Here is a 12,099-nt window from a genome sequence, read left to right on the forward strand (position 1 = left end):
GTGGCTGAATTATTTCTAAGGTGGAAGTATCAATCTACTTTTATAAATAGAAATAATGGTTTCCAAAATTACAAAATCAGCACTGATCCTGTCCTTAGTAGGATTATCAACTTCCCTGTTTGCTCAGGACATGAATTCTGACACGACAAAACGTTTCGACAAAAAAGATTTCCGCACCTGGTCTATCGGCCTTAACGGTGGAATGTTAACACACTATACTCCGTTCAACGGAAGTTCTAACGGTGATTTCCGCACACCGCAGGAAAGCTGGGGTTACGGAGGTTATATCAAGAAACAAATCCTTCCGGGATTTGGTATCCAGGCAGACTTTCTTGCTGGTAAAGTAAAAGGTTTCAGATCTAACGATTTGCCTTCGCCTACAGCAGCACAGGACAACAGCAGCTTCGAAACTAAAATCGACTGGTCAGCAGCAGTGAGTGCAAACTTTACCATCGCTAACCTGAGCTTAAACCAAAAACGTAATTTCTTATCTCCTTATGTTACTGCAGGTGCGGGTTACATGTCGTCAAGCGCGAATGTACAGAACACACCAGCAGGCGCAAGCACAGGTTATAACGAAAACTGGTTTGTACCAGTTGGAGCAGGTTTCAAACTGGGTGTATCCAAAGGTGTAAACATCGATTTAGGTTATACAGTGAGCTTCATGAAAACCAACAACTTTGATGGTGTGCGCAGCGCATCAAATGATAAATTCTCTTATGCACATGCGGGTGTTGAGATCGCCCTTGGTAAAAGAGGAACTTCCCAATTGCAAAACTACAGTGCCGTCGCAGCCATCCGTGAGGAAAGTGCAGCAGAAAGTGCTGAGTTAAGAAGAGCACTATCTACATCTGAGCAAAACAGACTGAGAGATCAGGAACAATATGCAAAAGATATGGGCGATGATGATATGGACGGTGTAGCAAACAAATTCGACAAATGTGCCGGAACAGCTGCTAATACAGTAGTTGACGGAGCAGGTTGTCCTTTAGTAGCACCTAAACCAGTGATCAAAGAAAAAGTGATCATTACTGAATCAGATCGTAAAGTTGTAAGCGAAGCGATCAGAGATTTAGAGTTCGACTTAGGTAAATCTACTATCAAAGCGACTTCATACACTACTTTAAACAGGGTTGCTGCTTTATTGGTTGAGAAAAACTTTAGCCTGAAATTAGCCGGACACACTGATAACACAGGTTCTATGGCTTTAAACTTAAGCTTGTCTAAAGACAGAGCTGAAGCGGTTAAATCTTACCTGGTTTCTCAGGGTGCTAACCCATCCCGTATCGAAGCTACAGGTTACGGACCAAACCAACCAATTGCTACAAACAAAACAGCAGCTGGACGTCAGAAAAACAGAAGAGTAGAATTCACACTGTATTAATCAGTAAATAAACTCAACGTTAAAGCCTGCAAATTTTGCAGGCTTTAATTTTATCCGGCAGTCACCGCTCTGCATATTTATTTCGCTCTAAAAAATGATCTCATGGAATTAAAACTACCAAAAAATTTACCTTTTCACATCAAGCTTTCATCTATACTGATCAGCCTTGTGATCCTGGTGTACATCACCATCGTGGCGAAAGAGATTTTGTCACCTCTGATCTTTTCCTGCCTGTTTTCTATTTTGCTGTTACCCCTGGCCACGTTCCTGGAGAGAAAAGTAAAACTTCCGCGCAGTGCAGCGTCGATGATCTCGATCCTATTGCTGTTGGGTGGGATCGGTCTGATCCTCTATGTGATCGGATCGCAGATGAGCGATCTGGCGAACGACTGGCCGCAGTTTCAGCAGCAACTACTTAAAACACTGGACAGCCTGCAGGACTGGATTGCTGCAACGTTTCATGTGAATGCAAACAAGCAGCTTACTTACGTACATTCGGCTACGAGTAAGGTGATGGCCTCCGGCACTACGGTACTGGGCGCAACACTGTTGTCATTGTCGTCACTGATGCTGTTTTTTGTCTTTACATTTATCTATACATTTTTTTTCCTGCTTTACCGCAGTTTGATCATGAGGTTCCTCATTTCTGTGTTTTTAGATGAGAATAAAGCAGTTGTGCACGATATCATTGAACGTGTTCAGTATATGATCAGGAAATATATCATTGGTTTGCTGATCGAGGCAGCAATTGTATCGCTGGTTGTATGCCTTGCATTTTGGGTATTGGGTATTAAATATGCTGTGCTACTGGGCCTGATTACAGGATTGTTTAACATTATCCCTTATATCGGTATTTTCTCTGCACTGGTAATCAGTGCGCTGGTAACCTTTGCCACTGCCACAGTAATTTCCAAGGTGATCCTTGTGATTGTCACACTGATCATTACGCACCTGATCGACAGCAATATCCTGCTGCCTGTGGTAGTAGGGTCTAAGGTAAGGATCAATGCACTGGTGACCGTGCTTGGTGTAATCATCGGGGAAATGATCTGGGGCATCCCGGGCATGTTCCTTTCGATTCCGGTGATCGCCGTGCTGAAGATTATTTTCGACAGGGTAGAAGGACTGGAATCATGGGGGATTATCCTTGGTGATGAAGAATTAAAGCAGAATAAACTGGCTACAAAGCTTACAGCTAAAAGGAAATAGCGGTTGACTTGAAAAAGGCAGTGTATTGATGATATTGAGCCTCTGAGAATTCAATATTTGAAGTGATCCCTTGGGGGGGCAAGTAAAAACAACAAAGAGGCTGATACAGCCTCTTTGTTGTTTTATGCAGTTTTCTGCAGCTCCGGATAAATCACGTTTTGCGCAACCTGGTTCAGATAGGCAAAAGTATTTTGGTTGTCTTTACTGCATTGTTCCAGGAGCGGGGCATATTCTTCGTGGCCCAAAGCTGCCGCCATCTGGTACAATGACTCATATCGGGAAACCTTTACTGTAAATATCAGTTTTAACGTCTGCATCATCTGGATATCTTTCATCAGAGAGGTACCTTTCCCTGTGGCCGCTTTCAGCATGTTCAACAGTTCTTCATCAATGGATGAGATTGCTGCCTGCGGTTTCTGCTTTACTGCCTCCAGTGCGCGTGATAATCTTGAAATATGGCTTTCAATATCAGTAGCCTGCGGCGATATCGCGCTTTTCAGCTCGTCTGTCAGCAGCACTTTGGGAAGCTTCTCCAATGCTTTGATGTATTTCTTCTCTGCTGCCAGCTGTTCGCTCAGGCAGGTTTTAAAAACCTCAGTCAGGTTGTTGATGTCAATTGTTTGCAAAGTATGTAGGGTTAATTATAACTCTAACTCATCAACGACCGCATTGTTTTAAAAAATAAACGCCTGCTGATCAAATTAGGTTGCCTCCAGGCTAAAGCTGCAGATCGAGGGACTGCTTCTCATCCTGAAACCCAGTTTTTCGTAAAGTCTGATGGAGGGATTGTCTTTGGTCAGATGTAGAAATGGGATATATCCTTCCTTCAGGTTCAGATTGTGTAAATGCGTGATCAACTGTGTTGCATAACCCCTTCCCCGGTATTCAGGATAGGTACAGACAGAACTAATTTCTGTAAAACCAGGTAATTTTATCCGTTCTCCGGCTACAGCAACCAATTTGTTGTGATCCCTGATGCCAAAAAAACGGCCCAGTTTGAAGGTGTCAGGCTGATAATAATGAGGATCAACATCAGTTTTTATCGCCAGTACTTCGTCGCTATCTTCTATGCGTTCAATCGCAGCGTCCAGGCTTTCGGGCAATAATTCATTCCTGTCGGCAATCATTTGAAAGATCTCATACTTGTAGTCAAGTTTTAACGCCTCGGGAATGCGGGCCGGAATCGCGCCGAGCAGAGAAAGATGGTCGCCGGCTTTAAGCCAGGGGATGATCCGGCCCAGCTGGTCTTCTGCCGCCGGGTTTTCGATCGCAAAGTAGGGGAATATTTCGGGCAACACCACTCTTATCTTTCCTTCACCGGTACAGTACTGCTTGTGGATGGTGGTAAGGGAATGCCATAATGGATTATCTAAAACGCTTAAATCATCAGTTGTCATGTTAAACATATTTTTTATAAATCTAACCTGAATCGAGGAACGGATGTCTGCCCAAATATGGTGATTTCCGCAGTCGGCCAACCAATTTCTCCAGCCCTCTTTAAGACCAAAAACCTTTTACGCGGATATTGCTGTGCCCCATACCCTTTAAGATCCTGCGCAGGCTGATCACCAGCTGTTGATTGCCAATCAGGTAAAACCATGTATGGGCCGTGCTGTAACCCTGATTGATCAGCCATACAGACAGTTCCTCCAGGCTGGGCACAGTATTTAGTGCCGGCGAATAGTTTTCACATAACAGCTGACCTGTCAATGGATTATCAATGACCAGGGCACTGTCAAAACGGCTCACAGGTACGGTTAACTGCTGCAGCGCCAGCAGGTGGCCGATGCTGCTGGCATCGCCCAGGCCAACTACACAATCGGTAGGGTGGGGCGACTGGCGTGTGCTGTCCGTCGCAAGGTAAAAAACAGTATCACCTTTCTGCAGGGATTTTGCCCAGCGGCTCCCGGGGCCCTGATGATCGGCATCAATCAGTACCGAGCAGGTATTTGTTTCTGCGTCCCATCCAAAGGGGGTATAATCCCTGAAACTGAAATCATCAACCCTCAGTTTGATGTAGGGCACCTGGTTCCAGTCGCGCATATTCACATTTGGCAGGTGCAGCTCAAGTTCTACCAGGCCTGATGATTCCCATGTACGCACATCGAGCACCTCAGCGTTTTTCAGTAACTGGCTTTCGATTAATTTTCCCGCTTTGTTTTTTATTTGTTGTAAAATAGATATTTCCATGTTGTATGATTTTGCTCATACAAAGGAAATGCGTTTTCATGGTCTCTGAAAGAGGGAAATCTATGTAATGATAGGACTATTTACGGTATTTCTGCCTGAAGGCAATTGCGGGCGTTCCAGTCGCTTTGCGAAAGAACCGCGAGAAATAGGAGTGATCTGTATAGCCTAAGGTATGGGCAATCTCTTTCACACTCAGCTGGCTGTAATACAAAAGGCGTTTGGCTTCCATGATCACTTCCTGCTGTATCCAGTAACTTGCGGTAAAGCCTGTTTGTTTTTTAAGCGCTTCGCTGAGATAGGACTCCGTAATGTTTAACATGGATGCGTATGCTGCCGGGCTTTTGTTTTTTCCCAGTTCACTGTTGAGCAATTGCTTAAACTGCCCGGTAATCTGCGCCGGCCGTGAAGCTTTTAGGTTTAAGCCTACCGACTGGCTGTAATACCCCGCTGCAATTGCTAAAAAGGACTGCAGCAAAGCCTGCACGATGGTCATATAAAAGGGATTGTTGTCCTCAGCATTATATTTTTCAGTGAGCAGCCTTAATAATGAACTGCATTGTTCCTGTTCCACCGTGTTCAGTGCATAGGGCTGCTGCAGTATCAGCTGGCTTTCAAAGATTTTTCTGCACTCCTGCGAAACCAGCGCGGTATCAATGGCGATGAACCAGCCTGAAGCAGCTTCCGGCCGGATCCGGTAATGCACCTGACCGGGAAGGATATAGTAAATTACACTTCCGGTCATGCTCACCTCATTGAAATCAATCATCAGTGATGCTGTACCGCCTTCGAGCAAAAAGAAAATATAGTGGTCGTCACGGTGTAAGCCCATCGTGTCTGCCTCTTTGTCCATGTGCTTTTGATCCATATAGCGGATCTGTAACCCATCTGGTGTTCTGTCCTGTAAAATATGTACCGGGATGTGCGCCATGATGTAAAGCTAGTAATTTTATGCTTTGATAAAAGCGAAGGATAATTTGCATATTGAGCTATTAATCGTAATATTGCAATACAATATATGGGACTTACAAAAACTGAGATATTTAACGACGAACAGAACCAGCTGGCTACCTTGCTAAAAGCGATGGCCCACCCGGCGCGTATTGCGATCCTGCAGAGGATACTGATCTCCAATACCTGTATTTGCGGTGACCTGGTAGAGGAACTTGGACTGGCACAGGCCACTATCTCTCAGCATTTGAAAGAACTGAAGACTGCAGGGATCATACAGGGAACAATCGAGGGGGTAAGTATTTGTTATTGTATCAACCCCGTAACCTGGAAACTGCTGGAAAATCAGCTTGGCGCTTTCCTCGGTGCTTACAAAGGCGAAACTAAGTGCTGTTAACCTTTTTTTAACTATATCAATCGTAAAATTGCAATATTATGTTACTAACCGAACGAACCAACTGGCAAACGTTTAAAGCTACATTAGAACAATATCCGGACTTAACCCTACAATTCCAGTATGCGCAGGATCAATGGGTTGATGCATCGTATCATATCACTGAAATCAAGCAGGCCCCGATCGTTTCTGTAGACTGCGGAGGAATCATGAATACCTGGACAGAAGTAATCGTGCAGCTCTGGGAACCTGAACAGCGCGATACCGAAAGGGCAATGCCGGTGAGCAAGGCTTTGTCTATCGTACGCCTCGTGGAGCAGTCGCTGCCACTAAACCCGATTGGCATCGTGAAGATTGAATTTGGCAATTCACAGTTTGACACCAGGCAAATGTATCCGGGAGAATTTATCATCAGTGATGGTAACCTGATTGTCAACCTGGTTCCTGATTATACGCAGTGCAAAGCCACCGGACGGGGACAGACTTGCGGAGATACCAATAAACCCAAGTTACAAATGATCAACCTGGCAGGAGCGGGGCAAACCTGTGAGCCCGGTTCCGGCTGCTGCTAACTGAATTATGGAAATCGTAGAATTAGCTCAAAATCATTGGGAAGATGTCAGGGCAATCTATCTGCAGGGGATAGCCACAAAACAGGCAACTTTTCAGACAACAGCATCAGAATGGGAAGAATGGGATCACTCTCACCTCCCGAAAGTAAGGTACGTTGCACTTATAGATCAGTCCGTTGCGGGCTGGGTAGCGCTGTCAGCGGTATCGTCAAGGTGCGTATATGCCGGCGTGGCGGAGGTCAGTGTTTATGTCCATCAGGATTTCAGGGCCCGGGGTGTTGGAGTAGCTTTAATGCAAAGAGTAATCACCGAAAGTGAGTTGAATAATATCTGGACCTTACAGTCCGGCATTTTCCCGGAAAATACCGCAAGCATCGGCCTGCATGAAAAATGCGGGTTCCGCAAAGTTGGCTATCGCGAAAAGATCGGCAAAATGGATGGGATCTGGCGCAATACTGTATTGATGGAAAGAAGAAGTAAAATAAGGGGACAAGATTAAGTTATAAATGAAAAAAGTATTGGTACTCTGTACCGGCAACAGCTGCAGGAGCCAGCTGGCCGAAGGTTATTTAAAAAGCTTTGCAGGCAATGCTGCCGAAATATATAGCGCAGGGATAGAAACACATGGTGTAAACCCAAAAGCTGTTCAGGTCATGGCCGAAGATCATATCGATATCTCAAACCATACCTCCAATCATGTGGATGAATATTCAGGAATTGATTTTGATGCGGTGATCACGGTGTGCGACAATGCCAGTGAGGCATGCCCTGTCTTTCCCGGCAACATAAAACGTTATCACTATAACTTTCCCGATCCTGCAAAAGCAACAGGAACAGCGGAGGAAATCATGAATGAATTCAGACGGGTGCGCGAGCTGATCAAAGCTTATTCAGCAGATTTTGTGATCCGCCATCTCAGTAATTAATGGGTAATGATCATTGTTATCCGGCCGCAGAGCGAAGAAAGCTGGGCTTTCTGGATCGCTTTCTTACCTTATGGATTTTTACTGCGATGGCCGCAGGTATAGCGCTGGGGTATTTTGTGCCCTCATCTTCTCAGGTTATCAATTCCTTTTCCAGCGGCACTACAAATATCCCTCTGGCCATTGGCCTCATCCTGATGATGTACCCGCCACTGGCGAAAGTAAGATATGAAAAGATGGGAGAGGTGTTTAAGGACACGAAAGTATTGTCTGTGTCGCTGATCCTCAACTGGGTGATCGGTCCGCTGCTGATGTTTTTTCTGGCGATCACATTTCTGCGGGATTATCCGGACTATATGGTTGGCCTGATCCTGATCGGGCTTGCCCGCTGTATTGCCATGGTGGTGGTCTGGAATGAACTTGCAGAGGGCAACCGGGAATATGCAGCGGGGCTGATTGCGCTGAACAGTATATTTCAGGTGCTGCTTTACAGTGTGTTTGCTTATCTCTTTATTACTGTGCTGCCACCGTTTTTTGGATTAAAAAGCCTTCAGGTTAATATTACTATGGTGGAAATTGCTAAAAGTGTGGGAGTCTATCTTGGTATTCCGTTTGTCCTGGGGATCATCAGCAGGTATGCGCTGATCAGGCTAAAGGGCGTAGACTGGTTCCAGGAAGAGTTTGTTCCCGTCATTTCTCCAGTTACACTGATCGCACTGCTGTTTACAATCGTGATTATGTTTAGCCTGAAGGGGAACCTGATTGTAAAGATCCCAATGGACGTGCTGCGGATTGCCCTGCCGCTGCTGATCTATTTTTCGATTATGTTTGTGATCAGCTTTTTCGCTGGCAAATACTTTGGAGCGGATTATTCCAGAAGCGCTGCGATTGCTTTTACTGCTACCGGAAATAACTTTGAACTGGCAATTGCGGTTGCAATTGGTGTTTTTGGTATCAATTCCGGAGAGGCTTTTGCAGGTGTGATTGGGCCATTGGTTGAAGTTCCGGCATTGATTGCACTGGTGAATGTGGCGTTCTGGTTCAGGAAGAGGTATTATGTGAGGGAAGGGATTGTTGATTGAGATTCCTCTAAAGAATTACCTAATGATATAAATTAGAGATTAATATTAAGAATATTCTATACACCTGTATCACAATACACCCACGCCGCAGCAAAAGAAAATCAGGTCAAGCATTTTCAGGCCTATAATCTCTCAGGTCAAGTGATTTCAGGCGAACCAAAAACAAATGTCAAGTAAAAACAGTTCAACTAATAAAACCCAATAATTACTATTCCTAATTTGTCAAGTAATCTCAGTATAAGACAAATCAGTAATTTACTTTTTTACTGTACACTAATATCAGTATAGGACAAATCATGCACTGGTCGTGTACTGCTTTGTGTTGATAAGGTGTTGAAGAGGCATTGCTTTGATGTTGGGCAGGGGTTGGTTTGGGTAAAAGACGAAGCAACCCGCGTTCAACGCCAAGCGAACGCGTTTGCAACCTTATTCCAATACAAACCAGTATACAACTAGTGTACACCTGGTATCTATCTGCATATGTAATGTATATACTAATAAGGCATCAGGTTGGTAATTCATTGTATGCCATGAGGATGATCAGCATTTGCCCTCTGCAGCAGGCAACTGTTTAATAAAATCAATATTACGCGTTAAGCCTTTAAACTTGGTACGCTTGACCGCAGAATGCTTAAAGATCTGTTTGAATACATCCTCGGTGATATCCAGCCAGTCCTCGCGCTTCATTTGCAGCAACTGCGCATTGGGCTCAAACGCAGGCTCCGTATGCGGAGCAGAAAACCTGTTCCAGGGACAAACATCCTGGCAGATATCGCAGCCAAACATCCAGTTCTCCATTTGGTTGCCAAATGTGGCAGGAATCTCCTCCCTCAGCTCAATGGTAAGATAGGATATACACTTATTTGCATCAATCACAAAAGGAGAGAGGATCGCATCCGTAGGGCAGGCATCAATACATTTGGTGCAGGTGCCGCAGTGGTCAGTGGCAAAAGGCGCATCATATTCAAGGTCGAGATCAACAATCAGCTCTGCAAGAAAGAAAAAGGAACCACTTTTTTTGCTGATGATATTGCTGTTTTTTCCTACCCAGCCAATCCCTGCACGTTTAGCCCAGGCACGGTCAAGCACCGGCGCAGAATCCACAAAGGCCCTTCCGCTAACCGCACCGATCTGCTCATTGATAAAATTCAGCAACTGGAACATTTTGTCTTTAATTACCGTATGGTAATCAGCACCGTAGGCATATTTGGAGATCTTTGGCGCATTGGGGTCGCTCTGCTGTTCAACCGGGAAATAATTGAGCGTGAGCGAGATCACAGATTTGGCATCCTCTACCAACAGGCGTGGGTCCAGCCGCTTGTCAAAGTGGTTCTCCATGTATGCCATTTGCCCGTGGTGCTGGTTCTTCAGCCAGTTTTCAAGCCTTGGCGCCTCTTCTTCAAGAAATCCCGCTTTGGCAATACCGCATTGCATAAAGCCTAAGCGCAGGGCTTCGTCTTTGATCAGCTTACTATATTTCGCGGCATTGTTGTACATCTCAGCTGCAAAGGTATGAAAACCTTTTACGTATAGTTTTGTTATCTGAATGTAACCACAATCTAAATTTATGGAAAATACAGATCCCAAATACTCGGAAAACCCTGATGGGAACGCAAAACCGGTTGAACATGATTATGCAAAGCATGAGCAGGATCCCGGTCCGTCGCCTCAGGCTGTGAATGAAGAAAATGATAAAGGTGCAGGGCCCACCATGAAATGGATCATCCCCATCCTGATCATTATCCTTGCTGTTTTATACTGGATATTTTTTAAAGACCGCCCGCATACCAGTTAACCACAGGGCGATCAACAAATAGGGCCGGCTACAGATGATGTAGCCGGCCCTATTTATTTTATATCAGCCTGATATTATTTCAGCAGTTTTACTTCATATAGATCTTTACGGCGGTCTTTCAGGATCTTAACCGTACCAAAATGGTGCAGTTCATCCAGCAGGTGAAGGTCTACATCAACCACCAGCATCATTTCTGTATTTGGCGTAGTTTCAGCCTTTACCGCATTGGTAGGAAAGGCAAAGTCTGATGGAGTGAAAACGGCCGACTGTGCGAACTGGATATCCATGTTGTTCACTTTCGGCAGGTTACCTACGCAACCCGCAATGGCTACATAACATTCATTCTCAATCGCACGTGCCTGAGCACATCTGCGTACACGCGTATATCCGTTTTGTGTATCCGTTAAGAAAGGTACAAAGAGGATCTGCATTCCCTGATCGGCATAGATCCTGCTCAGTTCAGGGAATTCTACATCATAGCAAATCAGGATGCCGATCTTTCCGCAGTCGGTATCAAATACCTGCAGCTTATCTCCGCCCACCATACCATAGTATTTCTGCTCGTTAGGCGTGATGTGGATCTTGCGGTATTCTTCGGTTTTTCCGCTCCTGTGGCAGAGATAGGTAGCATTGTACAGCTTATTGTTTTCCAGTATCGGCATACTGCCCGATATGATATTTACATTGTAAGACACCGCGTATTCCTGAATCTTCTCTACAATTTCTGCGGTCAGTTCTGCCAGCTTGCGCATGGCTTCCATTTCCGGCAGGTGATTGTAGGGCTGCAGCAGAGGCGTATTGAAAAGCTCGGGGAACATCAGGAAATCTGATTTGTAACCGCTTACCGCATCCACAAAGAATTCTACCTGCTCATAAAACGCCGCCATATCAGGGAACAAACGCATTTGCCATTGTACCAGGCCTAAACGAATGGTTTTTGCGGAGCGTGCCGAAGCATCAATACCCTGGTAGTAAATGTTGTTCCACTCGATCAGCGTAGCAAATTCCTTTGACTCATGATCCCCGGGCAGGTAATTTTTTAAGACCTTACGGACGTGGAAATCGTTGGAAATCTGGAACGTGAGGGTTGGGTCATACAGCTCTTTCGCTTTTACCTTATCGATATATTGTCTTGGGCTTAAAGTATCTGCATGAGAGTGGTATCCCGGTATGCGGCCGCCTGCAATGATACTTTTCAGGTTAAGGCTTTCACAAAGTTCTTTTCTGGCCTCATATAACCTGCGCCCCAGACGGAGCCCGCGGTATTCAGGGGAAACAAAGATTTCGATACCATATAAGGTATCACCATTGGGATCGTGCGTCGAAAATGTATATTTTCCGGTAATCATTTCATAAGTATGTTTATCTCCATACTCATCATAATCAACAATAATGGCCAGAGAACAGGCCACTACTTTATCATCTACAGCAATACATAACTGACCTTCGGGGAAAAGTTTCAGCAGCTTAGCGATTGTTTGCCTGCTCCAGATCTGTCCGCCCAGCGTATCGTAAGCCTGTTCCATCGACTCTTTCAGATCGTTGTAATCCTCAAGGGTGAGTTTTCGTGTTTCAATATTCATGTATCGTGTTTTTTATAGG

14 protein-coding genes are annotated in these 12,099 nt (G+C 45.0%); 8 read left to right on the top strand and 6 right to left on the bottom strand.

Going from position 1 to position 12,099, the window contains the following annotated elements; all coding sequences use genetic code 11:
- Positions 1–55: 55 nt before the first annotated feature.
- Positions 56–1,384, top strand: a complete 1,329-nt coding sequence (locus FN831_RS09200) for an OmpA family protein (protein WP_142527931.1) — start codon at positions 56–58, stop codon at positions 1,382–1,384.
- Between the two features lie 102 nt (positions 1,385–1,486).
- Entirely contained in the window at positions 1,487–2,593 is a 1,107-nt protein-coding gene (locus FN831_RS09205; RefSeq protein WP_142527932.1) for an AI-2E family transporter, read from the top strand.
- Positions 2,594–2,715: 122 nt separating this feature from the next.
- On the opposite strand, the gene FN831_RS09210 is transcribed toward FN831_RS09205, so the two are convergent.
- The 4 genes from FN831_RS09210 to FN831_RS09225 form a co-directional block, all read right to left on the bottom strand.
- On the bottom strand, positions 2,716–3,219 hold the full coding sequence (locus FN831_RS09210; protein WP_142527933.1) for a DUF892 family protein: 504 nt from the start codon (positions 3,217–3,219) through the stop codon (positions 2,716–2,718).
- A gap of 75 nt (positions 3,220–3,294) precedes the next feature.
- Positions 3,295–3,990, bottom strand: a complete 696-nt coding sequence (locus tag FN831_RS09215) for a GNAT family N-acetyltransferase (RefSeq protein WP_185960438.1) — start codon at positions 3,988–3,990, stop codon at positions 3,295–3,297.
- Between the two features lie 100 nt (positions 3,991–4,090).
- Positions 4,091–4,783: a ferredoxin reductase domain-containing protein gene (locus FN831_RS09220; RefSeq protein ID WP_142527935.1), complete on the bottom strand. Its 693-nt coding sequence runs from the start codon at positions 4,781–4,783 to the stop codon at positions 4,091–4,093.
- Positions 4,784–4,859: 76 nt separating this feature from the next.
- A complete protein-coding gene (locus tag FN831_RS09225; RefSeq protein ID WP_142527936.1) occupies positions 4,860–5,711 on the bottom strand; it encodes an AraC family transcriptional regulator in 852 nt (283 codons plus the stop codon).
- Between the two features lie 87 nt (positions 5,712–5,798).
- Between FN831_RS09225 and FN831_RS09230 the strand changes: the two genes are divergently transcribed.
- The 5 genes from FN831_RS09230 to arsB are packed head-to-tail and all read left to right on the top strand — an operon-like array spanning position 5,799 to position 8,702.
- Complete coding sequence (locus FN831_RS09230) at positions 5,799–6,128, top strand: ArsR/SmtB family transcription factor (protein WP_142527937.1); 330 nt, start codon at positions 5,799–5,801, stop codon at positions 6,126–6,128.
- 38 nt (positions 6,129–6,166) lie between these two features.
- Positions 6,167–6,697, top strand: coding sequence for a DUF6428 family protein (locus tag FN831_RS09235; RefSeq protein WP_142527938.1), 531 nt, complete (start codon positions 6,167–6,169; stop codon positions 6,695–6,697).
- Positions 6,698–6,704: 7 nt separating this feature from the next.
- The gene (locus tag FN831_RS09240; RefSeq protein ID WP_142527939.1) at positions 6,705–7,196 is read left to right on the top strand and encodes a GNAT family N-acetyltransferase; all 492 of its coding nucleotides are present in this window, start codon (positions 6,705–6,707) and stop codon (positions 7,194–7,196) included.
- A gap of 7 nt (positions 7,197–7,203) precedes the next feature.
- A complete protein-coding gene (locus FN831_RS09245; RefSeq protein ID WP_142527940.1) occupies positions 7,204–7,623 on the top strand; it encodes an arsenate reductase ArsC in 420 nt (139 codons plus the stop codon).
- Positions 7,623–8,702 carry an ACR3 family arsenite efflux transporter gene (arsB, locus tag FN831_RS09250; RefSeq protein ID WP_142527941.1) on the top strand — a complete coding sequence of 360 codons (1,080 nt, stop codon included), beginning with the start codon at positions 7,623–7,625 and terminating at the stop codon, positions 8,700–8,702. Before FN831_RS09245 ends, arsB begins: the two co-directional genes overlap by 1 nt.
- A 540-nt stretch (positions 8,703–9,242) precedes the next feature.
- Here arsB and queG read toward each other — a convergent pair.
- Positions 9,243–10,199 (bottom strand): tRNA epoxyqueuosine(34) reductase QueG, encoded by a 957-nt coding sequence (gene queG / locus FN831_RS09255; protein ID WP_142527942.1) that lies wholly within the window; start codon positions 10,197–10,199, stop codon positions 9,243–9,245.
- A 70-nt stretch (positions 10,200–10,269) separates the two neighbouring features.
- Between queG and FN831_RS09260 the strand changes: the two genes are divergently transcribed.
- The gene (locus FN831_RS09260) at positions 10,270–10,497 is read left to right on the top strand and encodes a hypothetical protein (RefSeq protein WP_142527943.1); all 228 of its coding nucleotides are present in this window, start codon (positions 10,270–10,272) and stop codon (positions 10,495–10,497) included.
- A 74-nt stretch (positions 10,498–10,571) separates the two neighbouring features.
- Here FN831_RS09260 and FN831_RS09265 read toward each other — a convergent pair whose 3' ends face one another.
- On the bottom strand, positions 10,572–12,080 hold the full coding sequence (locus tag FN831_RS09265) for a bifunctional GNAT family N-acetyltransferase/carbon-nitrogen hydrolase family protein (protein WP_142527944.1): 1,509 nt from the start codon (positions 12,078–12,080) through the stop codon (positions 10,572–10,574).
- Between the last annotated feature and the right edge of the window lie 19 nt (positions 12,081–12,099).

The sequence above is a fragment of the Pedobacter westerhofensis genome (genome assembly GCF_900182595.1).
Taxonomy (GTDB): Bacteria; Bacteroidota; Bacteroidia; order Sphingobacteriales; family Sphingobacteriaceae; genus Pedobacter; species Pedobacter westerhofensis.

What these genes read in the sequence shown, in the direction of transcription:
- FN831_RS09200 (WP_142527931.1), top strand. Translation starts at nt 56, where the DNA reads ATGGTTTCCAAAATTACAAAATCAGCACTGATCCTGTCCTTAGTAGGA.
- FN831_RS09205 (WP_142527932.1), top strand. Translation starts at nt 1,487, where the DNA reads ATGGAATTAAAACTACCAAAAAATTTACCTTTTCACATCAAGCTTTCA.
- FN831_RS09215 (WP_185960438.1), bottom strand. Translation starts at nt 3,990, where the DNA reads ATGACAACTGATGATTTAAGCGTTTTAGATAATCCATTATGGCATTCC.
- FN831_RS09220 (WP_142527935.1), bottom strand. Translation starts at nt 4,783, where the DNA reads ATGGAAATATCTATTTTACAACAAATAAAAAACAAAGCGGGAAAATTA.
- FN831_RS09225 (WP_142527936.1), bottom strand. Translation starts at nt 5,711, where the DNA reads ATGGCGCACATCCCGGTACATATTTTACAGGACAGAACACCAGATGGG.
- FN831_RS09230 (WP_142527937.1), top strand. Translation starts at nt 5,799, where the DNA reads ATGGGACTTACAAAAACTGAGATATTTAACGACGAACAGAACCAGCTG.
- FN831_RS09235 (WP_142527938.1), top strand. Translation starts at nt 6,167, where the DNA reads ATGTTACTAACCGAACGAACCAACTGGCAAACGTTTAAAGCTACATTA.
- FN831_RS09240 (WP_142527939.1), top strand. Translation starts at nt 6,705, where the DNA reads ATGGAAATCGTAGAATTAGCTCAAAATCATTGGGAAGATGTCAGGGCA.
- FN831_RS09245 (WP_142527940.1), top strand. Translation starts at nt 7,204, where the DNA reads ATGAAAAAAGTATTGGTACTCTGTACCGGCAACAGCTGCAGGAGCCAG.
- arsB (WP_142527941.1), top strand. Translation starts at nt 7,623, where the DNA reads ATGGGTAATGATCATTGTTATCCGGCCGCAGAGCGAAGAAAGCTGGGC.
- queG (WP_142527942.1), bottom strand. Translation starts at nt 10,199, where the DNA reads ATGTACAACAATGCCGCGAAATATAGTAAGCTGATCAAAGACGAAGCC.
- FN831_RS09260 (WP_142527943.1), top strand. Translation starts at nt 10,270, where the DNA reads ATGGAAAATACAGATCCCAAATACTCGGAAAACCCTGATGGGAACGCA.
- FN831_RS09265 (WP_142527944.1), bottom strand. Translation starts at nt 12,080, where the DNA reads ATGAATATTGAAACACGAAAACTCACCCTTGAGGATTACAACGATCTG.